This window comes from Streptomyces bluensis, from assembly GCF_014650715.1.
GTDB classification, from domain to species: domain Bacteria; phylum Actinomycetota; class Actinomycetes; order Streptomycetales; family Streptomycetaceae; genus Streptomyces; species Streptomyces bluensis.
The window spans coordinates 799,931-825,818 of record NZ_BMVM01000002.1 but is presented as its reverse complement, the minus strand read 5'-3'; the positions used below and the strand labels follow the sequence as shown (position 1 = coordinate 825,818).

Below are 25,888 nucleotides of genomic sequence, written 5' to 3'. Positions count from 1 at the left end.
TCAACAGCTGCTCAATTCCATGGACCGCACATCTATCCCGTCCGTAGGGTTCCGATCATGCCCGACATATCGCTGACCATGGTCGTCCTGCTGTGCCTCGCCGCGCTCGCGGCCGGCTGGATCGACGCCGTGGTGGGCGGCGGCGGACTGCTGCTGCTTCCGGTCATGCTGCTCGGGCTGCCGAACTCGTCGTCCGCCGCCCAGTACGCGCTCGGCACCAACAAGGCGGTGGCCATCGTCGGTACGACGGGCGCGGCCGTGACGTACGCGCGCAAGACACCCGTGGACGTCGGGGTCGCCGTACGGATCGGGCTGGGCGCGCTCGCCGGGTCCACGGCCGGGGCGTTCGTGGCGGCCCTGATGAGCACGGACGTGCTGAAGCCCGTCGTCATGGTCGTCCTGCTCGCGGTGGGCACCTTCGTGATCCTGCGGCCCGCCTTCGGCACGGCTCCCTCCACCGGACCCGTCCCGGCCCGGCGCGTCCTGGCCGCGGTCGGTCTCGCGGGCGTCGGCATCGGCTTCTACGACGGGCTGGTGGGCCCCGGCACCGGCACGTTCCTCGTCCTGGCGCTGACCGCCCTCCTCCACCTCGACCTGGTGACCGCCTCCGCCACCGCCAAGATCGTCAACTGCTGCACCAACGCGGGCGCCCTCGCGACGTTCGCCTGGAAGGGCACGGTGTACTGGCAGCTGGCCGCGCTGATGGCCGTGTTCAACCTGGTCGGCGGCACGGTGGGCGCGCGCACCGCGCTGAAGAAGGGCAGCTCCTTCGTGCGGGTCGTGCTGCTGGTGGTGGTGTTCGCGCTGGTGGCGAACCTGGCGTACCAGCAGTGGCTGGCGTGAGTGCGGGGGCGTGCGTGTCAGGGGTCCGGATCAGGGCCTGCGTGCCGGGGCGTGCGTGTCAGGGTCTGTGTGCCGGGGAGTGCGTGTCAGGGCGTGACGGTCACCGTGCGGCACCGGACGGCCGTTCCCGTACGCCCGTGAGGTGCGCGAACACGACCACGTTGCCCCGGTAGCCGGTCCGCTTGGAGTAGCCGCCGCCGCAGGTGATCAACCGCAGCTCCGGGCGGTCGGCGGCGCCGTACACCTTCTCGTCCGGGAAGGCGTGGGCGTCGTACACCTCCACCGCGTCGACGGAGAACACGGCGACGGTGCCGTCCCGCCGCTCGACCTCGACGCGGGCGCCCTTCGTGAGCGCGCCCAGGCGGTAGAAGACGGCGGGCCCGTCCGCCGTGTCGACGTGCCCCGCGACGATCGCGGTGCCCGTCTCACCAGGCGTGGCGCCCGCCTCGTACCAGCCGACGAGGTTCTCCTTGGTCGCCGGGGGGACGCCGAGGCCGCCGGTGGGGGTGAGGCCGAGGACCGTGAAGGGGGCGTTCACACGGATCGAGGGGATGCGGACGCGCTCGGGCGGTGACGGCGGCAGGGCGGGCACCCCGGCCGGCACCTCGGGCCCGGAGCGGGTGTGGGCCTGCGCCGCCGACGGCTGCGGTGGCGCGTCATGCTCGGTGCCGCTGCGGAGCAGCCACGCGCCGCAGCCGAGGGCGACCATGGTGGCGCACGCTATGGCGGTGTCGGTGAACCCGCGCACGTGACCTGCTCCTTTCCCAGCCCTGTGGTGCTCCCCTCTCGCCCCCATGCCCTCTCGTCCCCCCCCCCATGCCCTCTCGTCCCTCATGTCCTCTCGTACCTCCCCTCCGGGCCGAGGGGCGGGGGCCCGGAGGGGAGGGGTCGGCGGTACCGGCGGACGGGCAGCGGAGGGTGCCCGTCAGATCGCTTCGCCTCTCACGCGGCGATGCAGCAGCCAGGTACCGCCCGCGGCGGCGACGGCCAGCGCCGCCACGCCCGCCGCGGTCTTCACGGGGTCGGGGCCGAGCGCGCCTCCGACCCCCGTCTTCACACTTCCCCTCGGGTGCGTCGGCTCGCCGGCGCCGGTGAGCCTGACCACCACGTCACCGGCCACCTCCGCCCCGTCCCGCGAGCACCGCGCGACGATCTCGTACGTGCCCGGCTGGGCGCTCGGCGGCACCCTGAACCGTCCCGTCGTGTTCCCCGGCGGGGTGCCGGGCGCGAGGGCGAACGCGTCGGCGCCGACCGAGCTGGCGTCACCCTCCGCCGTGCCGTCCGCACCGCAGGCCACCGTGCCGACGGTGACCTCGGCACCCGGGACGACGTTCGTGGGGTACACCTCCAGCCGTCCCGCTCGCGTGTCCTCCCTCTCCGCCGTCTCCGCGCCGTACGCGGGCCCGACGGTGAGACCCACGGTGAGACCCGCGGTGACGACGGCGAGCGCGGCACCGGCCGACAGCCGGGAGGCGACAGGGCGCGGGGTATGTCGCATGGTGGTTGCTCCTCCGAGAGGGCGCGGCCCGCGGCACCCCCATGTGCCGCTGAGTCGGTCGAGCCCTTGCACTGTCGAGGTAAAGGGCACGCGGCCTCTCGCGCTTCCTGATGGCCTGTCAGAAATAATGTGAATGGGCGTCAGGAGGGCAGGCGACCGACCCGGCGACGCCCGGTATTCCAGCAGGTCATGGGCCCACTGGGAGGGTCTCTCGGCAAAAGACCCGTAAGGGGGAGGGCGGCGGGCCTGTGAACGGGTGACCGCTGGGCTCGGGAGGCGGGGTGAGGCCGACCTCTCAACGGCGATTTGACCTCAAGGAAGCTTGAGGTAAGAGGCTGGACCCCATGAAGACCACTGAATCCAACGAGCCCACTGAACCCATGGAACCCATGGAACCCACTGAGGTCGCTGATCAGCCGCCCGTCCGCGTGGCCCTCGTCATCGGCAGCAACCGCGAGGGCCGCTTCGGCTCCGTGGTGGCCGACTGGCTGCTCGGCCGCATCCGCTCCCACGGCGACTTCGAGGTGGACGTCGTGGACGTGGCCGAGGTCCCGCTGCCGACGACGCTCTCACCCTCGACCGAGGCGACCGAGGCGCTCGCGGCCGTCACCCCGAAGCTGGCAGCCGCGGACGCCTTCATCGTCGTCACCCCGGAGTACAACCACTCCTACCCCGCCGCCCTCAAGAACCTCATCGACTGGCACTTCCACGAGTGGCGGGCCAAGCCGGTGGCCCTCGTCTCCTACGGCGGCCTCTCGGGCGGCCTCCGCGCCGTGGAACACCTCCGCCAGGTGTTCGCGGAACTCCACGCGACCACGGTCCGCGACACGGTGTCCTTCCACAACGCGCACGGCTCCTTCGACGACTCGGGCCGCCTGAAGGACCCGTCCGCCCCCGACGCGGCGGCGAAGGTGATGCTGGACCAACTGGCCTGGTGGGGGAGGGCCCTGCGGGAGGCGAAGGAGGTACGGCCGTACGCGGGCTGAGGGGCCGCGTAAGGCATCCGGGTGGAGGGCGTCACGCCGGCGCGGGCCGGGCCACCGCCCGACTGACTACCGTTGCCTCGCATGACCCACACCGAGATCGAGATCACCGCGGAGCTGGTCCGTGATCTGCTGCACGACCAGCACCCCGATCTGGCTGATCGCCCAGTGAGGCTCGGCGCGCGTGGCTGGGACAACCAGCTGTGGCGGCTCGGCGACGACCTCGCCGTGCGGTTGCCCTGGGCGACGCAGTCCGCGGACGCGCTGCTGCGCAAGGAGCACGCATGGCTGCCCGCTCTCGCCCCGGGCCTCCCCCTTCAGGTCCCCGTCCCGCAGCGTCTCGGCGAGCCCTCGGAGCGGTTTCCGCGCCCCTGGATCGTCACCACCTGGGTGCCGGGCACGCCCGCCGACCAGGCCCCCGCCACACGCGCTGCGGAGGCGGCCGACACCTTGGCCGGCTTCCTGACCGCCCTTCACCAGCCGGCCCCCGACGGGGCGCCGACCGGCCGCTACCGTGGGGGTCCGCTGCGTGATCACGCCGAGGGGTTCGCCCGGCAACTGGCCTCGGCCACCGAGTTGGGGCTGATCCCCGACCCGGACGCCGTCCGGGCCGTCTGGGAAGACGCCGCCGCCGCGCCCGACTGGACGGGGCCGGCGCTGTGGCTCCACGGTGACCTGCATCCGGCCAACATCCTCACCAGGGACGGTACCTTCTGCGGCGTGATCGACTTCGGCGACCTCTGCGCGGGTGATCCCGCCTGTGACCTCGCCGCCGCCTGGCTGCTGCTGCCGGACGGCGCCGCCGAACGCTTCCACGGCGCCTACCGGCCCGTCCCGGACCCCGCGACCCTGCGCCGCGCCCGCGGCTGGGCGGTGGGGCGTGCCCTCGCCGGCATCCTCATCGGAGATGCCGGCGTCCACGGCCGCCCCGGAGGCAAGCCCAGCTGGGGCCCGCCGGGACACACCGCGCTGAGACGCCTCATCGCAACGGCCCACCACTGATCGAACTGGCGTACCGAGGGAACAGAACCGGAGCGCGAAGGCTTTGAGGTACTGAGCGATGCCGTACTGAGCGATGCCGTGCCGACCCATGCCGTGCCGACGATGGAGGAGCCCCCATGCCGCTGCCCTCACAACCGCTGCGGAAGCTGGGCTTCCTGACCATCGGACTGTTCGACGAGGCTGATCCGCGCCGGGGCCACGAGTCGACCCTGGAGATCATCGAACTCGGCGAGCGCCTCGGCTTCGACAGCGCGTGGCTGCGGCACCGCCACCTCCAGTACGGCATCTCGTCCCCGGTGGCGGTCCTCGCGGCGGCCTCCCAGCGCACGCACCGCATCGAGCTCGGCACCGCGGTCACCCCGCTGGGCTGGGAGAACCCGCTGCGCCTCGCCGAGGACCTGTCGACGGTGGACATACTCTCCGGGGGCCGCCTCAACCCGGGCGTGAGCGTGGGCCCCCCGATGCACTACGACCAGGTGAAACAGGCCCTCTACCCGGACACGGCGGCCTCCGAGGACTTCGGCTACGACCGGGTGGAGCGCCTCCTGGACTTCGTCCGCGGCAAACCGGCCACGGACTTCAGCGGGGTCGAGGGCTTCGAGGCCTTCTCGGACAGGGTGCAACCGCAGTCTCCCGGCCTGGGCGGCCGCATGTGGTACGGCGGCGGCAGCCTGCGCTCGGCCCGGTGGGCGGGCGAGCACGGCATGAACCTGCTGACCAGCAGCGTGGTGAAGGCGGAGGAGTCCGAGGACTTCGCGGAGATCCAGCTGTCGCACATCCGCACGTTCCGCGCCCACCACCCCGACGGCGACGCCGCCCGCGTCTCCCAGGGCCTGGTGGTCATCCCCACGGACAGCGCGACACGGGAACAGCGCGCGAAGTACGAGGAGTACGCCGCGAAACGCACCCCTCGCACGACCACCCCCCAGGGCCCGGCCCGCATGATGTTCGCCCCGGACCTCGTCGGCACCTCGGAGGAGCTCGCGGAACGCCTCTACGCCCACGCCGCGTTCAGGGAGATCGACGAGGTGGCCTTCGCCCTCCCCTTCACCTTCGACCACGAGGACTACGTACAGATCCTGACGGACCTGGCGACGCGGCTGGGCCCGGCGCTGGGGTGGCGGCGGGCGGGCTGAGGTCTTACGCGAGGGGTGCCAAGTTGCCGTCTCGCAGCGCGGTTTCGAAGGCGGTCCAGGTGGTGGGTCGGATGCGGAGAGAGGGGCCGCCGGGGTTCTTGGAGTCCCGTATGGCGACGGTGGTGGGGATGTTGGTGGCTATTTCGACGCACTCGTATCCACCGTTGCCGTAGCTCGACTTGCGGTACAGGAAGAGGTCTGACACGGCTCAGAGTTCCTTTTCGAGACCGAGAGTGATTGAGCCGAAGGGGAGCACGTTGATGGTGACGTTCGGCTTGTGGGCTACTGCCAGGAGATGTTCCAGTCGGGCGCGCATCGTAACTGGAACGAACGCTGGTTGCCATGACTTCACGGCCGTCGCGACGGACTCCAGCGTGACGTGCTCCTGCATCTTGCCGAGCGTCGCCCTCGCCCACCACCGCGCCCACCGCCTGCTCACCGAATGGGGGCACCGCTGGACACCAACCGCCCCCACAGTGAGCCAGGTGAGCAATTGGCAGAATTCGGCCACAGGTGACTCGGGTAGTGCCTGGTGACCGCCTCCAGGACTGGCTCAAACCTTCCAATTGCCTATCTGGTCGTGGTCAGGAAGCGTTCTTGGCAGGGGGGTGTGCCGGCCTCAGGGGGCCAGCCACCGGCGGGTTCAGGCGGGCGAAGCCTTCCTGGCGTTGGTAGGGGAAGTACGGGTAGGGCGCCGTCTTGCTGCTCGCCGCATCGAGTTTCGCCATCTGGTCGGGTGTGAGCGTCCAGCCGATGGCTCCGAGGTTCTGACGGAGTTGCTCCTCGTTGCGGGCGCCGATGATGACGGAGGAGACGGTCGGCCGCTGCAGCAGCCAGTTGATGGCGATCTGCGGAATGGCCTTGCCGGTCTCCTGCGCGATCTCGTCGAGGGCATCGACGACGTCGTAGAGGTGTTCGTCCTCGACCGGCGGGCCGTAGTCGGCGGTGTGGTGCAGTCGGCTGCCGACGGGTAGCGGCTGGTGGCGGTGGACCTTGCCGGTGAGCCGTCCCCAGCCGAGCGGGCTCCAGACGAGTGCCCCGAGGCCCTGATCGAGCCCGAGGGGCATCAGTTCCCATTCGTAGTCGCGGCCGATGAGGGAGTAGTAGACCTGATGGGCGACGTAGCGCGGGTGACCATACCTCTCCGCGATGGCGAGGGACTTCATCGCCTGCCAGCCTGAGAAGTTGGAGACTCCCAGATAGCGGACCTTTCCCGCTCGTACCAGATCGTCGAGTGTGGACAGGGTTTCCTCGATGGGGGTGCCGGCGTCGAAGGCGTGCAGCTGGAACAGGTCGATGTAGTCGGTGCCGAGCCGACGCAGCGCGTCCTCGCACGCGGTGATCAGGCGCGAGCGGGAGGAGCCCGCATCGCCTGGGCCTTCCCCCATCGGCAGGCTGGTCTTGGTGGACACGATCACCCGGCCCCTGCGGCCTTTGATCGCTTCGCCCAGCACTTCCTCGGACGCGCCGCCGGAGTACACGTCAGCGGTGTCGAACATCGTGATCCCGGCGTCCAGGCAGACGTCCACGAGACGGCGCGCTTCTCGCGCGTCGGTGTTGCCCCAGGCGCCGAACAGCGGTCCTTGGCCGCCGAAGGTGCCGGCGCCGAAGCTCAGTGCGGGGACCTTGAGTCCGGATGTGCCCAGTCGCCGGTATTCCATGACTGATCCTCTCTCCTTCAGCCGCTAACTAACGGGACTGTGGTTCCATTAGCCTTGCCGGTAAGGTAGCAGACGCCAAGTGATTAACGAAACTGGAGTACCGTTATGGGGGCTGAAGTCGCGGAACCGGGGACCGTTCGCCCGGGAGGCCGCACGGCGCGGGTACGGACGGCGGTGCTGCAGGCGGCCGGGGACACCTTGGCGGAACGGGGCTTCGCCCACCTGGACCTCGCCGACATCGCGCGCCGCGCCGAGGTGGGCAAGACGACCGTCTACCGCCGCTGGGGAACGGTGACCGGTTTGGTGGCCGACCTGCTGACGGACATGGCCGAGCAGTCACTGCCGCGCACCGAGAGCGGCTCGCTGCTCGGCGATCTCAAGGCCAACGCCCGGCTCGTGCGGCGCACCTTGGCAGACCCGAGGCAGGGGGCGCTGTTCAAAGCGGTGATCGCGGCTGCCGCCTGCGAGGAGAAGACGGCCGAGGCCCTGCACCGCTTCTACGAGATCCGCGTCAAGGAGTGGGCACCCTGCGTCCAGCAGGCCATCGACCGAGGCGAGGTACCAAAGGCAACCGACACCCACGAGGTGATCCGTGCCGTCTCCGCCCCCCTCTACTACCGCCTGCTGACCAGCCGCGATCCTCTGGACGAAGCCGCTGCGGACCGGGCCGCCGAGGCCGCCGCCGCCGCGGCGCGGGCGGGAGTCTACGTGCGCAGCGAAGCAGGTCTCGGGTGACCGGCTCGCGTCGCCGAGTGCGGGTCACACGGGAACAGCGCGCGGACTACGTCCAGATCCTGACGGACCTGGCGTCGCGGCTGGGACCGCCGCTGGGGTGGCGGCCGGCTGACTGATGTCTCACACGAGGGGCGACAAATTGCCCACCGCTAGCGGCGCCTCTCCGGCGAGGCGCCGGCGGTCGGCAAGTCCGCCTGGTGCGAACTGGACCTCGTACACCAGCCACCGGCGGCCTGTACGGTGAGCCAGGCCAGTAATCCCCGCTGCCGGCGAGGGTGGCCAGCGAGGACGAGTCGGCCAGCGCGTCCATCAGGGCCTCGTCACCAGGAGCTCAAGGGGTGCGTCCAGGAGTCGTTCGGTGCTGATCCCGGCCGGGACCTGGCCTGCCGGCAGGGCACGGAAGGATACCGCAGCTCGTCAGCAGCAGCCTGGAACGGCCACGAACGTCCGCAGCGCTTCAACATCCACGCTCGCACCTTACTTTCACAACCATTGGTTGTGTCTGGTGTGGTGCAGGGTTGTTTGATCGAGTGTTCTGCGCGGTGGTGGGATCAGCGCATGTCTACCCGCACAGAGCAGGTCATGTATGTCCAGACGCCTGAGTTCGCGCGTCATGTGGAGCGGATCGTGGAGGTGACCGATGCGACGTCTCGACTGAATGTGCTTCCGTTCAGCGACAGCGAAGGTCGCGCGGAACTACTTTCTCTTGTGTTCGGTGGCCCGCTGCCGGACTCGGTGATGATCTACCCGCCGTTCTTTACCGAGTACGGGCTGAACACGACGTTCGGGGAGAACGTCTTCGTCAACCAGGGATGCACCTTCATGGACAAGGGAGGCATCCGTATCGGGAACGGCGTCATGATCGCCCCGAAGGTCAGCCTCATCACCGGAGGCCATCCACTGCCCCTGGCCGAGCGCCGCGAGTTCCTCTCATTCGCACCGATCGTCATCGAGGACGACGTCTGGATCGGAACGGCTGCCGTGATCACGCAGGGGGTGACCATCGGTGCCGGTGCGGTGGTCGCTGCCGGTGCGGTGGTCACTCGTGATGTTCCTGCCAGCTCCGTGGTCGCGGGAGTGCCCGCCCGGGTGATCAAGACGATCGACTGAGCCCGGCCGGGTTGCTGGCCCGGGTGCTCAGCACTCTGCGGTCTGATCCTGATGCCTCGTCACGCCCGGCTGATCGACCGGCAGCGGGACCGCATCCGACCTCTGCTGCCCTCCAGTACCGGTCGTCGTGGCAGGCCATGGGGCGATCGGCAGCGGCGGTCTGTCCATCGCACCGCCTACCGCCGCGCTGTGTCCGCGGTGCCTGCATCCGTCCGCGGCGCCGCCCCGACCGTTCTGCCGGAGTCCGCGCGGCACGCGGTCAGCCGGCGGGCGCGCCAGGGGGCGGGCGTGCCTTGGGCGGGGATGCGAACACTATGAACGCAATGATCAACGGGTAGTCCCCACACGAGGTGCTTCCTAACATCCCGGATCGCAGCGCAATTTCGCGCAGCGCATCCACAGGAGCCGCTCTCTTGAACACACTGGACACGCCCGTACTGACTCATCGACGGCTCTCGGCCCGTCGCTGCCGTCCGGCAGTACTGGCCGCCGGGCTCGCCGCAACACTCCTCGGTACGCTCGGCAACGCCCCCGCGCCCCAGGCACAGACCATGCAGCCCGCGGCAGCCACCTGCCCGCCCAACCTGGCCGGGAAGGCGACGTGCTATACCGGCCAGGACACCAACGGGGCGTACTACACGATGGCCGTTCCGGCCCGCTGGAACGGATCCCTCGTCGTGCACGCGCACGGCGGACCCGATCTCGGCGACTCCTCGGACCCGTCACGCAGCATTGACGATCTGGAGCGCTGGGCGGTGATGGTCGACGAGGGATACGCCTGGGCTGCCTCCTCCTACCGCCGCGGTGGCTACGGGACTCGGATGGCCGCCGCCGACACCGAGAACGTGCGCCGCCTGTTCGTCTCGGAGTTCGGCAAGCCGAAGCGGACCTATGTGCACGGCCAGTCCTGGGGCGGCAACGTCGCCGCCAAGGTGGCGGAGACTTACGGAACGCGCCCCGGCGCCTACGACGGCGCGCTGCTCACGAATGGCGTCCTCGGCGGCGGCTCACGCGGCTACGACTACCGTGTCGACCTACGGGTGGTCTACCAGTACTACTGCCGCAACCATCCCCGGCCCGCAGAGCCGCAGTACCCGCTGTGGCAGGGCCTGCGCGCGGACTCCACGTTGACGAGCGCCGGGCTCCGTGCCCGCCTGCAAGAGTGCACCGGGTACGCCTCCCACCCCGCGGACCGGACCGCGCTGCAACAGCGCAACCTCGACGACATCCTCGCCGTCACCCAAATCCCGGAGCGCTCGCTCGAGTCACATCTGCGGTTCTCGACCTTCACATTCCGGGACATCGTCTCCAGCCGGCTCGGCGGCCGCAATCCCTTCAGCAACCAGGGTGTGCGGTACACGGGTTCTCACGACGACAAGGCACTCAACGCGGGTGTCGAGCGGTTCTCGGCCGACCCCACTGCGCGCCGCGATCTCTCCTACGACAGCGACCTCACAGGCAAGGTCTCCATCCCGGTCCTCACCCTGCACGCGATCGACGACCCGACGGCCTTCGTCGAGCACGAGGCGGCCTACCGCGCCACTCTTCAGGGCGCCGGCAGGGACGGCAACCTCGTCCAGACCTTCACGAAGGAGACCGAGCACAGCGCGCTGAGCGACTCCGAGTACGCCAACTCCCTCGCGGCTCTGAACGCCTGGGTGCGCGACGGACACAAACCGACCCCACGCTCGGTCGCAGCCTCCTGCGAAGCCTTCGACCGAAGCTACGGCAGCGGATGCTTTTACGACCCGGCCTTCCATCCCGCGCCGTACGCCTCGCGAATCCTGCCCCGGCCGGGCGGGCTCGCCTGGCCCGCCATGACCGCGGCGCAGGAGCGGGCGTGGAGCCGGATCGACGGCGTGGGCATCGCTCCCTGACCGTTTCCGGCGGGCCCCGGCCGTCTGCGTCACGGTCCCGCGCTCCGAGGACCACCCGCTGAGCATGGAAGCGGACTTCCCGGAGCCTCTGCGAAGTGCCCGCCGTTGTCGCGCACGGCGCCGGCCTGGGCATTGACGTCGAGATCGTCGAACGCAACCCGCAGGACAAGGGGTTCGTGCCGCAGCCGAAGCGGTGGAGGGTCGAGCAGACCTACGGGATCCTGATACCGCACCGGCGCCTGGTCCGCGACTACGAGCACCGCCCCACCTCCTCCGTCTCCCGCGTCTACTGGGCGATGACCCACGTCATGCCCCGACGCCTCACCAGCGCGAACACCCCCACCTGGCGCGAAGAACGGGCGGAGGCAGCGTGAACATCCAGCCCCTGCTCGACGCCCTGGACCTCCAGACAGACGCCGCCCGGGCCCTGGCCGAGGACCTTCGCACGCAGATCGACGGCCTGCAGACCCGGTTGCGGGAGGCCGAGATGCACCTGAAGCACCTCGCGATCACCCGCAAGACCATCACCGGCCTCGCCGACCGGCTCCCGGCCCACACACCGGACCTGCCCGAGCACCCGGACTACCCCCGCATCCTCGCCATCTTCAACCGAGCGACCGGACCGCTACGGGCCAAGGACGTCAGCGGAGCCCTCGGCCACGAACTGCTGCCGAAGAACGTCGAAGGCACCCACGCCAAGCTGAAACGCCTGGTCAAACTCGGCATCCTCACCGAGGCCGACACCGGCAACTCACCAGGAAGCCATAGACGACGGAACCCCACCAGCGCCCCTGCTCCAACCTCGGCAAGAAACAGGCATCGCCCCACGAACCGCCCTCTAAGGCGTGGTCCTGTTGGGCAAGCACCTTTCAGAGGGCCAGGGGCTGGTGACAGCGCCCTCGACCGGTTGGAGGCCTACGCGCCCGGCGACCTCCGCAACCTTTACGAGCGGATGGACCGGGAGGTGACCCGCGGCCTTGGGTCGTTCGGAGCCGTCGATGCCCTCGATTTCCTGTGGTCCCGCAGGGACTGCTGCTGCGTCGCACTGCCGCGCAGGGTGCGCGGCCGGGGAGTGCGGTGCCGTGACACGACGGGATGAATCGGGCGGGCGGACCGTTTGACTGACGCCCTCACTGCCTATTGATGCCGTGCCGACATCGGCGTCGACGGGCAAGTACGTGGGAGGTCGTCATCAACAGTTACACGTTCCGGACGGGCAGGCGTATCGCCGTGGTCGGTGCGGTCCTGACGGCGACGGCCGTCATCGCCTCTCCGGCTGGTGCCGGCGCTGCCAGGGGGTGCTTCGACCGTGCGAAAGAGCCCTACACGTCGGTCGTCGACAGCCATCTGCACTTCCGGCCCTTCGGGGGGCGGGCGATTCCCTTCGAGGAACTTACGGGATATTTGCACAAGAGCGGCGTCCGCCATGCAAGCGTGTACGGCATCGGGCAAACTCTGCCCGCGGATTCCGGCTGCACGTACTACCTGGACTGCCCCGGCACTCCCGTCACGCCGAGCATGAAGAACGATTTCGTCAACGCGGCGAACTACGTGGAGGCCAAGCCGCAGGACCCGGCACTCACGCTCTCCATGACCTTCATGGATCTCAACCGGCCGGAGACCATCCCGCCCGGAATCGCCCTGTACGACAAGGAGTACCCGGGGAAGTTCCGATGGGCGGGAGAGGTCAACCTCGTCAAGCAGGCACTGTTCCCGAACCACCACACGCCGGCGACGAGCAACAACATCAAGAACTGGGCACCCTTCATGAAGGTGCTCCGGGAGCGCGGGATTCCGATCACCATCCACGCGGATCTGGGGAACGACCGGGAGCCGACGAAATACCTCCCCTTGATGGAGGAAACCCTCCGCCGTTACCCGCAGAACAAAATCGTATGGGCCCATATGGGGCTGTCGAAGGAACTGGCCACCATGGATCCCGACCGGCACATCCGGATCCTGGAAAGGCTCCTCGACACGTATCCCCACCTGGCCCTGGACCTCAGCTGGCGTGTGCTGGAGGACCAGTACTTCAGCAAGCCGGGGATCAGGAAAAAATACGCCGCGTTCCTCGACCGGAATCCGACCAGGGCGATCCCGGGCACAGACTTCGTGGCCTCCAGGAACAAGGACTACAAGGTCTACGAGGAAGAGCTTGAGGTCACCAGCCGCATCAACAAGGCGCTAGGCGACGAGGCGTTTCGCGGCATCGCCCTCGGCCAGAACTACTTCCGGCTGAACGGTGTGAAGGAGACAGCCCCGGAGGTGTGCAAGGCCGCTCGGTGACAGCAGGGGGTGATCGACCCGTCCGGCGAGGGCGCCACGCCTCCCGCTGCCGTCGTTGAGCGTGGTCGATCTCCTTCGCACGGGGCTCGCGCGTGGAGCGAGAATCGTTTCTGTGACCACCCGACTCCCCTTCTTCGTCTACGGCACCCTCCGCCCGGGCGAGCATAACCACGACCTCTTCCTGCGTGGCCGCACGGAGTCGGAGGAGCCCGCCCGGATGCGGGGGCTCGTCCTGTACGAAGGGCCCGGCTATCCGTATGCCGTGGAGGCGGCGGACGGTGTCGTCACCGGCGACGTGGTGACGGCGCACCCCGAGGCGTACGACGAACTCCTCCGCGCCCTCGACAGGTTGGAGGACTACACGCCCGGCGACCCCCGCAACCTCTATGAGCGGGTGGACCGGGAAGTGACCCGGGCGGACGGAACGGCCCTGCGGGCCTGGGTGTACGTGGCAGCCCCTGCCGTCGCGGCCCGGCTACGGGCCCACGGGGAGCTGATCGAGAGCGGGGACTGGCGAAGTCCGCGGTTCATTTGACGGTTTCGGCAGCGAGATGGTCAGTCCCGTACCGTCTCCAGCCGTACCGCGCACGCCTTGAACTCCGGCATGCAGGACGTCGGGTCGAGCGCCGGGTTGGTCAGCGTGTTGGCGCGGCCCTCGCCCGGCCAGTGGAACGGCATGAACACCGTGTCGGGGCGGATGGCGCGGGTGATGCGGGCCGGGGCGACCGCGCGTCCGCGCCGGGAGACCACGGCCACCGGGTCACCCTCGGCCGCCCCGAGCCGCTCGGCGAGGCGCGGGTGCAGCTCGACGAACGGGCCGGGCGCGGCGGCGTTCAGCTCGTCCACGCGTCGGGTCTGGGCGCCGGACTGGTACTGGGCGACCACGCGGCCGGTGGTGAGGAGGACGGGGTACTCGTCGTCCGGCTCCTCGGCGATCGCGCGGTGCGAGACGGGGACGAACCGGGCGCGGCCGTCCTCCGTGGCGAACCGGTCGAGGAAGAGGCGGGGGGTGCCGGGGTGGACATCGGGAAATGCGTAAGGCGGTGCGTCGGGTGAGGCGTCCTCGCGGTGGCCCGAGCCTCCGTCCCCGCCCGCCGGGCACGGCCAGAACACCCCGTTCTCCTCGGCCAGCCGTCGGTACGTGATGCCCGAGTAGTCGGCGGTCCCGCCCGCGCTGGCCCGGCGCAGTTCGTCGAAGACCTCCTCCGGGTCCGTCGGGAAGCCCTTCTCCAGACCCTCCTCCACATCCAGGCGGGCGGCCAGCTCGTGCAGGACGTGCAGGTCGCTGTGGACGCCGTCCGGAGGGGTGATCGCCTGGCGGCGCAGCAGCACACGGCCCTCCAGGTTCGTGGTCGTGCCCGTCTCCTCGGCCCATTGGGTCACGGGCAGCACCACGTCCGCGAGTGCCGCCGTCTCCGAGAGGACGACATCGCACACCGCCAGGAAGTCCAGCGAGCGGATACGGTCCTCGATGTGCGCCGCCCGGGGGGCCGACACCACCGGGTTCGAACCCATCAGGAGCAGTGCGCGGATGTCCGTACCCAGCGCGTCCAGCAGTTCGTACGCGCTTCGGCCCGGCCCCGGCAGCGAGTCCGGGTCCACGCCCCACACCTCCGCGACGTGCCGCCGCGCCTCAGGGTCGTCCAGCTTGCGGTAGCCGGGCAACTGGTCGGCCTTCTGGCCGTGTTCGCGTCCGCCCTGGCCGTTGCCCTGCCCGGTCAGGCACCCGTAGCCGGACAGCGGCCGGCCCGGACGGCCCGTCGCCAGGCACAGGTTGATCCAGGCGCCCACCGTGTCCGTGCCCTTCGACTGCTGCTCGGGCCCACGCGCGGTGAGCACCATCGCCGACTCCGGCTCGCAGAACATCCGTACGGCTTCACGGAGCTGGGGCACGGACACGCCCGTGATCCGCTCCACGTACTCCGGCCAGTGCGCCATGGCCGCGGCCCGTGCCTCCTCCCAGCCGCTGGTGCGCTCCTGGATGTACGCCTCGTCCGTGCGGCCCTCGGCGACGACCAGGTGCAACAGGCCCAGCGCCAGCGCGAGATCGGTACCGGGGCGGGGAGCCAGGTGGAGATCCGCCTGCTCGGCGGTGCGGGTGCGGCGCGGGTCGACGACGATCAGCGTGCCGCCGTTCTCGCGCAGCTCGTTGAAGTACCGCAGCGCGGGCGGCATCGTCTCCGCGAGGTTCGACCCGACGAGGATCACACAGCCCGTCCTGGGGATGTCCTCCAGCGGGAACGGCAGCCCCCGGTCCAGGCCGAACGCCTTCATGCCCGCGGCCGCCGCCGACGACATGCAGAAGCGCCCGTTGTAGTCGATCTGCGAGGTGCCGAGCACGATCCGCGCGAACTTGCCCAGCGTGTACGCCTTCTCGTTCGTCAGCCCGCCCCCGCCGAACACGCCGCACGCGTCCGGGCCATGCTCCGTCCGCGTGCGGCGCAGCCCCTCGGCGATCCGGTCGAGTGCCTCGTCCCAGGTGGCGGGCACGAGCGTGCCCTCGGAGCGCACCAACGGGGAGGTCAGCCGCACCCGGGACGAGAGCACCGCCGGGGCCGTACGGCCCTTGCCGCACAGCGCGCCACGGTTGACGGGGAAGTCCGCCCGCTCGGTCACCTCGACGCCCCCGCTCGGCAGGGGCGACAGATTCATCCCGCACTGCAGGGCGCAGTACGGGCAGTGGGTGGGCGTCGAGGTGGTCCGCATACGGTTCAGCGTGCTTCGGCCGTGTTACGCGCCGGGACGCCGCCCGTTACATGGCCGGGACGGGGACCTCCCGACGCGGCCGGGGCCGGCGTGAGGCCGGGACCAGCAGCGCCTCGGGCCACGTACAACCGGCTGCAACGGGCACAGAGCTACCCGCCAGTAGTCGTCGCCGGGCGGCACGGAAGTTGCCGCTGTGACAGAAAACACCACATGTGGCTGATTCCATAGCGTAAGTGGCCGAACGCACCTGGTTGAGAGTTGAAGGAGGGGGCCCCTACAGTCGTGGCCACGCGTGACCCGCATCCGGGTGAGCGACAGATGACCCCTGCCGACTCCTGCCCGCATGCGGCCGACTGAGCGGCTCTCCGGGAACGCGACGCACCCGCGCTTCCACCTGCACCCCCGCACCTCCCCCCGCACCTTTCCGAGCACCTCCCCTCGCACGCCCCGGGATCGCTCGGACCCGCACGGCATTCGACACACCGGAAACACCGCCGCGTCCAACGGCATGTCATCCGTCTGACGAAACTGCCAGGAGGTCACCCCCATGCCTCTGCGCCATCTCACCCCCAAAGACAGGGCCTTGTTCCACGAGTACGGCCGGGGTCCCGCCGTCCCCCTCCCCGACCCCCTCGTCCACCGCGCCGTCGAACGGTGGGCCGCCGCCACGCCCGGCGCCGTCGCCGCAGAACACCAGGGAGCGACGATCACGTACGGCGAACTCGACCGGTACGCCGGCGCCCTCGCCACCCGCCTGGTCCGCGAGGGCGTACGCCCCGGCGACCACGTCGGCCTCTTCGTACGCCGCTCGATCCCGATGCTCGTCGGCCTGCTCGGCGCCCTCAAGGCGGGCGCCGCCTACGTCCCCCAGGACATCGGCCTGACGCCCCCGGCCCAGCTCGACCACGTCATCCGCACCGCGGCGACCCGCGTGGTGCTCACCCAGCGGGAGTACGCGGACCGGGTGCCCCTGCCGCCTGGCCACCGCCTGATCGCGCTGGACGAGCCCCTGCCGTACCAGAGCCCGTACGAAAACGGCCCAGGGGCGGACGTACGGCCCGACGACGGCTGCTACGTCCTGTTCACCTCGGGCACCACCGGCCGGCCCAACGGCGTGAAGGTCACCCACCGCAACATCGCCAACATCCTCCTCACCGCACCCGGCGACCTGGGCATCCGCCCCGGCGACCGGGTGGCCCAGCTCCTCAACGTCGCCTTCGACATGGCCGCCTGGGAGATCCTCGGCTGCCTCACCCACGGCGGCACCCTCGCCATCCGCGGCAAGGACATCACGGCCACGGCCCGCACGGCGGACGTCATCGTCGCCACACCCACGGTGCTGTCCGGCATCGACCCGGCGAGCTGCCCGCGCGTACGGACCGTGGCGGTGGCGGGGGAGCCGTGCCCGCGCCCGCTGGCGGACCGGTGGGCGGCACGGGCCACGTTCTACAACTGCTGCGGCCCCACCGAGACCACGATCGTGAACACGATGCGCCGCCACGACCCGTCCGCCCCGCTGCTGACGATCGGCCGCCCCACACCCAACAACACGGTGTACGTCCTCGACGCCCACCGCCGCCCGGTCCCGATCGGCGAGACCGGCGAGATGTGGGCGGGCGGGGACTGCGTGTCCGCGGGCTACCTCGGCAATGACCGACTCACCGCGGAACGGTACGCCCCCGACCCGTTCCTCGGCGGCGGCCACCGCATGTTCCGCACCCGCGACCTGGGCCGGTGGACCGCGGACGGCGAACTCGAACACCTCGGCCGTACCGACGACCAGGTCAAGGTGCGCGGCTTCCGCGTCGAACTCGACTCCGTGTCCTCCGTGCTGGAACGCGTCCCCGGCTGCGTCCGAGCGGTGACCCTGAAGCGTGACGCCCGCACCCTGGTGTCGTTCGTCTGCCCGGCCGAGGTCGACCCGGCGGCCGCACGCGACGCCGTGGCCGCCGCTCTGCCGTACTACTGCGTGCCGTCGGACGTCCTTGCGCTCCCCGCCCTCCCCGAGACCGACCGAGGCAAGATCGACAAACGGGCGCTGCTGCGGCTGGCGGAGGAACGGACGCTTGAGGAGCGGTCGGTAGCGGCGCGGTCGGTTGAGGAGCGGACGGTTGAGGAGCGGACGGTGATGGCGCGATGACCTCCTCGCCTCCGCGTACGGCACCGGCTCAGGACCAGGACACCGCCGAACTGCCCCCGCTCATCCCACCCCTGCGACGCGCACTCAAGCACCCGCGCCTGATGCACTACAACCGCCTCGCGGCCCTCGTGCTCCTGGCCAACCTGGCCTGCTTATGGGCGAGTTGGCCCCTGCACACCCCAACCCTCGGCCACGCGGCCCTGGCGAACCTGGCGCTCGCGGTCCTCGTACGCCAGCAGTACGTCATCAACGCCCTCTTCCGGCTGGCCACCTGGGCGCCCACCACGTGGCCGCTCAAGGTGCGCTGGACGTTGGGGAAGGTGTACCACTTCGGCGGGCTGCACGTGGGCGGGGCGCTGGCGGGCAGCCTGTGGTTCGTCGCGCTGACCGTGCGACTGACGGCGGAGGGAACCGACGTCCCGCTGACGGCGGTGAGCTGGACCCTGATCGCGCTGCTGCTCTTCATCATCGCGACCGCGCTGCCACCCTTCCGCTCCCGCTTCCACGACCACTTCGAGAAGATCCACCGCTTCGGCGGCTGGACCGCGCTGGCGTTGTTCTGGACGCACACGTTCCTGAGCGGCGAACGCGTCGGCCTCTGGGTCCTGGCGGTGGTCACCTTCAGCGTGGCCCTGCCCTGGATGCGCCTGCGCAAGGTGGACGTCCGGATCGAACGCCCCTCCTCGCACGTGGTGCTGGCCCGCTTCGACCACGGCGAAACCCCCTTCGCGGGCTCCTCCACGGCGATCAGCCGCAGCCCGCTCACGGAGTGGCACTCGTTCGCGAACGTGCCCGCGCCCGGCGAGTCCGGCTTCCGGCTCACGATCTCGCGGGCGGGCGACTGGACGGGCGCGTTCATCGACGACAGACCGTCCCGCGTCTGGGTCAAGGGCATCACGACAGCCGGGGTGGCGAACATCGAGACCCTCTTCGAGAAGGTGGTCTACGTGGCGACGGGCAGCGGCATCGGCCCCTGCCTGCCGCACCTGCTCGCCGCGGAGGTCCCCTCCCGCCTGGTCTGGGCGACCCGCAGCCCCCGCACGACCTACGGCGACGCCCTCGTCGACGAGATCCTCGCGGTCCAGCCGCACGCCCTGATCTGGGACACGTCCCTGGACGGCAAACCCGACATGGTGCGCCTCGCCCACGCCGCGTACCGGGACTTCGGTGCCGAGGCGGTCATCTGCATCTCCAACAAGAAGCTGACCTGGCAGGTGGTGCACGGTCTGGAGCGACGCGGGATACCGGCGTACGGCGCGATCTGGGACTCGTGAGGGAAACGAGGGAAGGCAACCCATGAACACCATCAAGCTCGAACGCCACGACCGCGTGGTGACGGTACGGCTCCACCGCCCGCAGGTGCTGAACGCGCTGAGCAGTGAGCTGATGACCGAACTCCTGGACGTTCTCCGCCCCTTGGACCCGGACCCGGAGGTCGGCTGCTTCGTGGTGACCGGCTCGGAGAAGGTCTTCGCGGCCGGGGCGGACATCAGGGAGATGTCCGGGAAGTCGGCCGTGGAGATGGCGGCGGAGGACTACTTCGCCGGCTGGGAGGAGTTCGCGAGCTTCCGCACACCCAGGATCGCGGCGGTCAACGGCTACGCCCTGGGCGGCGGCTGCGAGCTCGTGATGATGTGCGACCTGGTCATCGCGGGCGAGTCCGCGGTCTTCGGCCAGCCCGAGATCAAGCTGGGCGTGATCCCCGGCATCGGCGGCACCCAGCGGCTGACCCGGCTGGTCGGCCGCGCCAAGGCCATGGACCTGATCCTCACGGGCCGCACGATGGACGCACGCGAGGCCGAACGCTCGGGACTGGTGTCGCGGGTGGTCCCCGACGAGCGCGTCCTCGCCGAGGCCGTACAGGCCGCCACCGCCATCGCCGGGTACGGCACACCCGCGGTCCGCGCGGCCCGCGAATGCGTCGACCGCGCGCTGGAGACGGGGCTCACGGAGGGCACCCTCTTCGAACGCCGCGTGTTCCACGCGTTGTTCGCGACGCAGGACCAGAAGGAGGGCATGAGCGCGTTCCTGGAGAAGAGGGAGCCGAACTTCAGAGGCTGCTGACGCGCGGGGCCGGCCACCGGGTTCCCCGTGCTGGGGCCGGCCCCCGAAATGGGCCCGGGGCGGGACCCCGAAGAGGGCGGGTGCGGAGCCCCCTGGTCGGGGTCGAAGGGGCGGAGCCCCATGGCCCCATGGCCCCGGTGGGCAGTGCTCGTCAGCGCGTCCGGTAGGCCGCCGTCACCTCCACCTCGACGAGCCAGCCCTGCACCGCCAAGGAGGCGACCTCCATCGTTGCCCGTGCCGGCCGGGCCTTGTTGGCGAGGAGCGGCGGCTTGGCGGCCGAGGTGCCCATGGGTACCGGTACCACCTCGTTCGACTTCAGGTCGACGTTGGCGAAGTACTGCCGGTACGCCCGGTTCCAGCCCGCGTAGTCGGCGCTCTCGGAGCCCGGCGGTTTCATCAGATAGCACTTCATCGTGATGACATCGGCCGGTGTCAGGCCCGCGGCTTCGAGGTTCGTCTTGATGTTGCGCAGCACGACGAGGGCCTGCGCCTCGGTGATCGTGACGCCTTGCGCCCCCTCGGTGAGGGAGGGGTCCGTATAGCGCTCCGGCGTGCCCGCCGGCGCGGCGGGATTGAGCGCGGAGGGGCCGAGGCCGCTGCTCTGGTAGGAGGCCACGTCTCTGCCGGTCGCCACGCCGTTGGCGATGGACGGGTTGGACACGCCGTCGGGCAGCATGACGCGTACCTGCTTCGGGTCGGGCCACCAGCCTCGCCCCTCGGCCAGCGCGGTACCGCCGGTGAGGAGCGAACCGGTCAGAGCCGCACCGATCAGTACCTTCGTACCACGCTTCATGCGGACATCACCCTCTCGTGGATCTCGGTCACGACCTTGCGGGCCGAGGAGAACGCGCCGTGCTGCCAGGCGATGACGTGGCTGAGCCAGTCGCCGGCGAAGTAGACATGGCCCGCGGGCTTGTTGAGCAGGGCGTACTCCGGGCCGCTCTGCGAGGGCCAGCCCACCCAGCCCGCCTCGATGTGGGGGGTACGGTGCCAGGCCACGCTGAAGGACCGGTCGAGTTCGGTGCGGTACTTGTCGCCGTGGATCTTCACGCCCCGGCTCACCGCCCGTTCGACGCGCTCCGCGTGCGACAGGTCGCTGTACGCGAGGGCGTTGGCGCCGAAGTTGTAGTAGCCGATGAGCGTGCCGCGGCGGCCCTGGTAGCCGTACGAGGGGTACCAGATGGTGGACAGGTCCGTGTCGGTCGGCGTGATGCCGCCGTATATGTGCTGGTCCTTCTCCCACCAGCGGCTTCGGTACTCAAGCCCGACCTTGCCGACGGGGGTCGGGACGGGGTACTTCAGCGCCGCGGTGATGTCGGAGCCCAGGTTGTGCTTGATCCGGGCCATGACCATGGGCGGGACGGCCGCCACGACGAAGTCGGCGCGCTGGGTGCGGGTCCGGCCATGCGCGTCCTGGTAGGTGACCTCGGCGCCGTCCTGGAGGTCATTGACCTCCAGGGCCTTGGCGCCGTAGGTGATCCGGTCCCGGCCGACGGCCTTCGCGAGCGCGTACGGGATCGCGTCCATGCCGCCCACCGGCTGGAACATCAGCATGGCCTGGTCGTAGCCGAACTCGAACGAGAAGCGCTGCCCGACGCCGCTCGCGATGACGTCCGACAGCGACGGCACCGTGCCGAGGACCTTGCCCTCCTGGAAGGCCGCACCCGGCTCGACCGTGTAGCCGCGCCGGTCGGTGCCCGTGTAGGCGTAGTTGTCGGCCTTGCCCTTGATGGCGCCGAAGTTCTGAAGGAACGCGATCAGCCTCTCCTTGTCGGCGGCAGTCAGTTCCTTGTCGAGGGCCCCCCGGTCCGTGGCCTTGGCGAGCAGTTCGGAGACATAGCCGTAGACATCGGCCTTCGCGGTGCGCCAGCGGATCGGATTCCCTGCCAGCGCGTCGCTCTTCTCGTGGTAGATGTACGCGTTGGCGTTCTGATTGGTGAACACCTCAAGCGGTACGCCGAGTTCGCGACAGTAGTCGAGCGTGACATGGGACTGCGGCAGCCGGGCCGGTCCCGCGTTCATGTACTGGCCCTCGGTGAAGGACGCCGTCTGGGTGCGCCCGTCCAGATCGGTCAGTTTCGTGCCGCCGCGGACCGTCCAGTTGCGGCCGCCGGGGCGGTCCTTCGCTTCCAGGATCCGGCAGTCGTAACCGGCCTTGCCGAGCTCGTAGGCCGTCGCCAGGCCGGCTATGCCGCCGCCGAGTACGAGGACCTTCCGTCCGCTCCGTCCGGTCAGCGCGAAGTCGCTCCGCTGGGGCGCCCGGTACTCCGCGGCCCGTACGTCCGGGACGGGCGCCAGACCCAGTGCCCCCATCGCCGAGTACAGCACTCCGGCGCCGCCCGCGACACCGACGGATCTCAGGAAGTTGCGGCGAGATGCCTGTTGAGCCATTCGTTCCTCCCTTGCCGGCGCCCGCGGCACGGGACTGGCCGGGGGCGCATCGTTCTAGCCCGTAGCCCGGCCACATGGGGGGTGTGTTGCTGGTGGGAGCGGAAGGCCCCCTCAGCTTTCGTTTGAGGTGTTGCAATGCCATGTCCATGGCGTAACCATCCATGTTGTGGCATGAACATGCATGGTTGCTCGCCAGGCGAGGACTCGCGCCGTCGGTGCACGCACGCTCACCGTCGTGGGACGCTGTTCCGGGGGGTAGCCGGCGGCAACCGTGGTGCTGGTGCTGGTGCTGGTGCTGGTGCTCCGCTTTCAGACCCCGGGAACCGCCCCACGACCTACCGCGCAGCCCCCAACGCCCGCTCCACTCCCGACTCCTGCGGCCCCAGGAACCGCGGATCCGGCTCGAACACCGCATCCACCGCCGCCTTCCCCGCAGCGAAGATCTCCCGCACACCGCCGTAGTACCAGGTCACATTGCGTCGATCAGCAACCCCGACCCCGTACGACCGCACCCCAGCCGCCTCACACAGAGCAACCGCCCGCCGTATGTGGAACCCCTGACTGATGAGCACCGCACGATCCACCCCGAAGATCCTTCTGGCCCGCACACACGAGTCCCACGTGTCGAACCCGGCGTAGTCACTCACGATGCGCGCATCGGGAACGCCCCGCTCCGTCAGATACGCCCGCATCGCGTCCGGCTCGTCGTAGTCCTCACGACTGTTGTCCCCGCTCACGAGCACGACCTCGATACGCCCCTCCCGGTACAGCTCCGCCGCCGCGTCCAGCCGACGCGCGAGGGGCGGCGAGGGCTCGCCGCCCCGCAGCCCGGCGCCGAACACCACGGCCACATCGGTCCGCGGCACGCTGTCGGTCGTCCGCAACCGGTCACCCGCCGCGAGGAAAATCCACGTCGCCGGCAGCAGCGCCAGCGCACACAGCACCATCACCACCTGTACGGCCCGCCGCTGCCCGGCACGGGTACGTGGCAGCCGCGGCAGGCGCATGACGGGAATCCCCCTGAGACGTGTGAGAGCTGGTATGTCGATCAACGAAGACGCCGCACCCAGCGATCCGGTTCGCCCCACGACGTGACCAGGTTCACTCTCCGCGAACAAAGTCGCTGGTCACCGCACCTCACACAGCCGGGTCACCGCACCGTGAACCCCCGGAAAACACCCGTCACGCCCGTGCAACGGCTCGGCAACGTCCTGCGGCGACGATCGGTTCATGACCACCCGGCTCAGCCTCGTCACCTCCGACGGGACCCGGCGCCCCGCCCCGCCGCCCGCGCTCGTCCTCGTGGCGCACGGCAGCCGCGACCCGCGCACCCTCGCCACCGTGCACGCCCTCGTCGACCGCGTGCGCGAGCTGCGGCCCGGCCTGCCCGTGCATCTCGGGCACATCGAGCTCAACGAGCCCCTGCTCCCCGACACCCTCGCCGCCCTCGGCGCTCCGCGCGCCCTCGGCGACCAGGAGGCGGACGGCGCCGTCCTCGTACCGCTGCTCCTCAGCCGCGGCTACCACGTCAAGCAGGACATCCCCCGGATGGCGGCCGCGTCCGGGGTGCGGGCCCGGTTCGCGACGCCCCTGGGCCCGCACGCCCTGCTCGTGGACACCCTGTACGAGCGGCTCGTCGAGGCCGGCTGGCACACGCCGACGACCGGGGCCGAGCGCCGTTCGAGCGGCGTCGTACTCGCCGCCGCCGGCTCCCGCGACCCCGACGCGGCCGTGGACACCCGCCGCACCGCCGGACTCCTCGCCGAACGCCTCGGCGTCCCCGTTCTGCCCGCGTACGCCTCCGCCGCCGCGCCCACGGTCCCGGAGGCGGTACGTGCCCTGGCCGCCCGCGGCCGCCATCTGGTCGCCGTCGCCTCCTACTTCACCGCACCGGGCCGTTTCGCCACCGAGTGCGCCGACGCGGCCCCCTGGATCGCCGCCGCCCCCCTCGGCGCCCACCCGGCGATGGCCCGCCTGGTCCTGCACCGCTACGACGAGGCCGCGAGGGTCCCGGCGGGCGCGACCGCACCAGCACTGGCCACGGCCTGACGCCACGCCCCGCTTGACCGGACCGCAACGTCCCGTTTGTCGCTGCCTGCGTTTACTGTCGGGACATGGAAGGCACCCCACCCAAGGCAGCAGGCAACGAACCCTTCGCACCCGACGCGTACGACGAGACCGCCGTCGAGCGATGGGCGGCGGAACCCGACAAACGCCCCGGCCGCACCGCCTTCCAACGCGACCGCGCGCGGGTACTGCACTCCGCGGCGCTGCGCCGCCTGGCCGGCAAGACCCAGGTCGTCACACCGGGCACCCGAAGCCATGTCTGGGACGCCAGCCCCCGCACCCGCCTCACCCATTCCCTGGAGTGCGCCCAGGTCGGCCGCGAGCTCGGCGCCGCCCTCGGCTGCGACCCCGACCTCGTCGAGGCCGCCTGCCTCTCCCACGACCTCGGCCACCCGCCCTTCGGCCACAACGGCGAACAGGTGCTGAACGGGTTCGCGGAGGACTGCGGCGGCTTCGAGGGCAACGCCCAGTCCCTGAGACTCCTCACCCGTCTCGAACCCAAACGCTTCACCCCGGAGGGCTCCGTCGGCCTCAACCTCACCCGCGCCGCCCTCGACGCCGCCACCAAGTACCCCTGGCCGCGCGGCGGTCACCCCACCGCCCCCGCCTCCCCGAAGTTCGGCGTCTACGAGGACGACCGGCCGGTCTTCGACTGGATCCGCAAGGGCGCCCCCGAGCAGCGCACCTGCTTCGAGGCCCAGGTCATGGACTGGTCGGACGACGTGGCGTACTCGGTGCACGACTTCGAGGACGGTCTGCACGCGGGCCACATCGACCCGGGCTGTCTGTACGCCGAGCCCGAGCGGCAGTCGGTCTTCGCCGTCGCCCTCGGCCGGTACGCCCCCGCCGACACGGACCCCGCCGAGCTCGCCGAGGCCCTCGACCGCCTCCTCGACCAGGAGTGGTGGCCGCACGGCTACGACGGAACGGCCGTCGCGCAGGCCCGCCTCAAGGACGCCACCAGCCAGCTCATCGGCCGCTTCTGCCTGGCCGCCGAGGGCGCGACCCGGGCGGCGTACGGCAGCGGACGGCTCACGAGGTACGCGGCCGAACTGGTCGTCCCGCGCGAGGCCCGGCTGGAGTGCGCCGTGCTCAAGGCCGTCGCCGACCGGTACGTCATCCAGCGCGCCGAGCACGAACGGCTCCGCGCCGACCAGCGGATCATCGTCGCCGAGCTCGCCGAGGCGCTCACCGCCCGCGCACCGGACGGACTCGAACCACAGTTCCGTGCCCTGTTCGACGGGGCGGCCGACGACCGCGCCCGCAAGCGCGTGATCGTCGATCAGATCGCCTCCCTCACCGATGCCTCGGCGCGCACGTTGCACACGAGACTCACCGGGCACATGTGACAGCAGTGATCCTGGAGGGGGACGGGCGTGACCCTGCGTG

24 protein-coding genes and 1 pseudogene are annotated in these 25,888 nt (G+C 70.4%); 16 read left to right on the top strand and 9 right to left on the bottom strand.

All coding sequences use genetic code 11. The annotated features are described in order from the left end of the window. Window positions 1–57 precede the first annotated feature (57 nt). Window positions 58–843: a sulfite exporter TauE/SafE family protein gene (locus IE262_RS08840; RefSeq protein ID WP_189872548.1), complete on the top strand. Its 786-nt coding sequence runs from the start codon at window positions 58–60 to the stop codon at window positions 841–843. 100 nt (window positions 844–943) lie between these two features. Here the strand turns inward: IE262_RS08840 and IE262_RS08835 are convergent, their stop codons facing one another. Then, window positions 944–1,552 (bottom strand): class F sortase, encoded by a 609-nt coding sequence (locus IE262_RS08835; protein ID WP_373305010.1) that lies wholly within the window; start codon window positions 1,550–1,552, stop codon window positions 944–946. Window positions 1,553–1,768: 216 nt separating this feature from the next. Further along, window positions 1,769–2,341, bottom strand: a complete 573-nt coding sequence (locus IE262_RS08830) for a hypothetical protein (protein WP_189872544.1) — start codon at window positions 2,339–2,341, stop codon at window positions 1,769–1,771. A gap of 380 nt (window positions 2,342–2,721) precedes the next feature. Here IE262_RS08830 and IE262_RS08825 point away from each other — a divergent pair, with 380 nt between their 5' ends. From IE262_RS08825 to IE262_RS08815, 3 genes are all read left to right on the top strand, one after another. Next, window positions 2,722–3,327 (top strand): NADPH-dependent FMN reductase, encoded by a 606-nt coding sequence (locus IE262_RS08825; RefSeq protein WP_189872897.1) that lies wholly within the window; start codon window positions 2,722–2,724, stop codon window positions 3,325–3,327. A gap of 81 nt (window positions 3,328–3,408) precedes the next feature. Continuing rightward, window positions 3,409–4,326, top strand: a complete 918-nt coding sequence (locus IE262_RS08820; RefSeq protein ID WP_189872542.1) for an aminoglycoside phosphotransferase family protein — start codon at window positions 3,409–3,411, stop codon at window positions 4,324–4,326. A gap of 116 nt (window positions 4,327–4,442) precedes the next feature. Continuing rightward, window positions 4,443–5,462 carry an LLM class flavin-dependent oxidoreductase gene (locus tag IE262_RS08815; protein WP_189872540.1) on the top strand — a complete coding sequence of 340 codons (1,020 nt, stop codon included), beginning with the start codon at window positions 4,443–4,445 and terminating at the stop codon, window positions 5,460–5,462. Between the two features lie 4 nt (window positions 5,463–5,466). Here the strand turns inward: IE262_RS08815 and IE262_RS08810 are convergent, their stop codons facing one another. The 3 genes from IE262_RS08810 to IE262_RS08800 all read right to left on the bottom strand — a co-directional run bounded on the left by IE262_RS08810 (window position 5,467) and on the right by IE262_RS08800 (window position 7,123). Beyond that, window positions 5,467–5,667, bottom strand: coding sequence for a DUF397 domain-containing protein (locus IE262_RS08810; protein WP_189872538.1), 201 nt, complete (start codon window positions 5,665–5,667; stop codon window positions 5,467–5,469). Between the two features lie 3 nt (window positions 5,668–5,670). Continuing rightward, complete coding sequence (locus IE262_RS08805) at window positions 5,671–5,853, bottom strand: hypothetical protein (RefSeq protein ID WP_189872536.1); 183 nt, start codon at window positions 5,851–5,853, stop codon at window positions 5,671–5,673. A 193-nt stretch (window positions 5,854–6,046) separates the two neighbouring features. Continuing rightward, window positions 6,047–7,123, bottom strand: a complete 1,077-nt coding sequence (locus IE262_RS08800) for an aldo/keto reductase (protein ID WP_189872534.1) — start codon at window positions 7,121–7,123, stop codon at window positions 6,047–6,049. Window positions 7,124–7,228: 105 nt separating this feature from the next. Here IE262_RS08800 and IE262_RS08795 point away from each other — a divergent pair, with 105 nt between their 5' ends. From IE262_RS08795 to IE262_RS08765, 7 genes and pseudogenes are all read left to right on the top strand, one after another. Further along, window positions 7,229–7,858 carry a TetR/AcrR family transcriptional regulator gene (locus tag IE262_RS08795; RefSeq protein WP_189872532.1) on the top strand — a complete coding sequence of 210 codons (630 nt, stop codon included), beginning with the start codon at window positions 7,229–7,231 and terminating at the stop codon, window positions 7,856–7,858. Between the two features lie 582 nt (window positions 7,859–8,440). Continuing rightward, on the top strand, window positions 8,441–8,968 hold the full coding sequence (locus IE262_RS08790; RefSeq protein WP_134043220.1) for a DapH/DapD/GlmU-related protein: 528 nt from the start codon (window positions 8,441–8,443) through the stop codon (window positions 8,966–8,968). 551 nt (window positions 8,969–9,519) lie between these two features. Next, entirely contained in the window at window positions 9,520–10,845 is a 1,326-nt protein-coding gene (locus IE262_RS08785; protein WP_373305009.1) for an alpha/beta hydrolase family protein, read from the top strand. A gap of 104 nt (window positions 10,846–10,949) precedes the next feature. Then, window positions 10,950–11,219 (top strand): annotated as a pseudogene (locus tag IE262_RS08780) (IS5/IS1182 family transposase); the annotation flags it as partial. Then, the gene (locus tag IE262_RS39400; protein ID WP_229877163.1) at window positions 11,216–11,944 is read left to right on the top strand and encodes a hypothetical protein; all 729 of its coding nucleotides are present in this window, start codon (window positions 11,216–11,218) and stop codon (window positions 11,942–11,944) included. The pseudogene IE262_RS08780 and the gene IE262_RS39400, both read left to right, overlap by 4 nt. 131 nt (window positions 11,945–12,075) lie before the next feature. Beyond that, window positions 12,076–13,131, top strand: coding sequence for an amidohydrolase family protein (locus IE262_RS08770; RefSeq protein ID WP_229877162.1), 1,056 nt, complete (start codon window positions 12,076–12,078; stop codon window positions 13,129–13,131). A 112-nt stretch (window positions 13,132–13,243) separates the two neighbouring features. Next, window positions 13,244–13,666 carry a gamma-glutamylcyclotransferase family protein gene (locus IE262_RS08765; RefSeq protein WP_373304991.1) on the top strand — a complete coding sequence of 141 codons (423 nt, stop codon included), beginning with the start codon at window positions 13,244–13,246 and terminating at the stop codon, window positions 13,664–13,666. A 20-nt stretch (window positions 13,667–13,686) separates the two neighbouring features. Here IE262_RS08765 and IE262_RS08760 read toward each other — a convergent pair whose 3' ends face one another. Next, window positions 13,687–15,837: a molybdopterin oxidoreductase family protein gene (locus IE262_RS08760; protein WP_189872530.1), complete on the bottom strand. Its 2,151-nt coding sequence runs from the start codon at window positions 15,835–15,837 to the stop codon at window positions 13,687–13,689. Between the two features lie 547 nt (window positions 15,838–16,384). Between IE262_RS08760 and IE262_RS08755 the strand changes: the two genes are divergently transcribed. The 3 genes from IE262_RS08755 to IE262_RS08745 are packed head-to-tail and all read left to right on the top strand — an operon-like array spanning window position 16,385 to window position 20,041. Further along, window positions 16,385–17,977, top strand: coding sequence for an amino acid adenylation domain-containing protein (locus IE262_RS08755; RefSeq protein WP_189872528.1), 1,593 nt, complete (start codon window positions 16,385–16,387; stop codon window positions 17,975–17,977). Continuing rightward, on the top strand, window positions 17,974–19,251 hold the full coding sequence (locus IE262_RS08750) for an FNR domain-containing protein (RefSeq protein WP_189872526.1): 1,278 nt from the start codon (window positions 17,974–17,976) through the stop codon (window positions 19,249–19,251). Before IE262_RS08755 ends, IE262_RS08750 begins: the two co-directional genes overlap by 4 nt. A 22-nt stretch (window positions 19,252–19,273) precedes the next feature. After that, complete coding sequence (locus tag IE262_RS08745) at window positions 19,274–20,041, top strand: enoyl-CoA hydratase-related protein (protein WP_189872524.1); 768 nt, start codon at window positions 19,274–19,276, stop codon at window positions 20,039–20,041. Between the two features lie 151 nt (window positions 20,042–20,192). On the opposite strand, the gene IE262_RS08740 is transcribed toward IE262_RS08745, so the two are convergent. From IE262_RS08740 to IE262_RS08730, 3 genes are all read right to left on the bottom strand, one after another. After that, entirely contained in the window at window positions 20,193–20,834 is a 642-nt protein-coding gene (locus tag IE262_RS08740) for a Rid family hydrolase (protein ID WP_189872522.1), read from the bottom strand. Then, on the bottom strand, window positions 20,831–22,432 hold the full coding sequence (locus IE262_RS08735; RefSeq protein ID WP_189872520.1) for a flavin monoamine oxidase family protein: 1,602 nt from the start codon (window positions 22,430–22,432) through the stop codon (window positions 20,831–20,833). The genes IE262_RS08740 and IE262_RS08735 overlap by 4 nt, the downstream gene beginning before the upstream one ends. 335 nt (window positions 22,433–22,767) lie before the next feature. Further along, entirely contained in the window at window positions 22,768–23,439 is a 672-nt protein-coding gene (locus IE262_RS08730) for a SanA/YdcF family protein (protein ID WP_189872518.1), read from the bottom strand. A 223-nt stretch (window positions 23,440–23,662) separates the two neighbouring features. Between IE262_RS08730 and IE262_RS08725 the strand changes: the two genes are divergently transcribed. After that, window positions 23,663–24,481, top strand: coding sequence for a sirohydrochlorin chelatase (locus tag IE262_RS08725; RefSeq protein WP_189872516.1), 819 nt, complete (start codon window positions 23,663–23,665; stop codon window positions 24,479–24,481). 65 nt (window positions 24,482–24,546) lie between these two features. Further along, a complete protein-coding gene (locus IE262_RS08720) occupies window positions 24,547–25,848 on the top strand; it encodes a deoxyguanosinetriphosphate triphosphohydrolase (protein ID WP_134039842.1) in 1,302 nt (433 codons plus the stop codon). Window positions 25,849–25,888 lie beyond the last annotated feature (40 nt).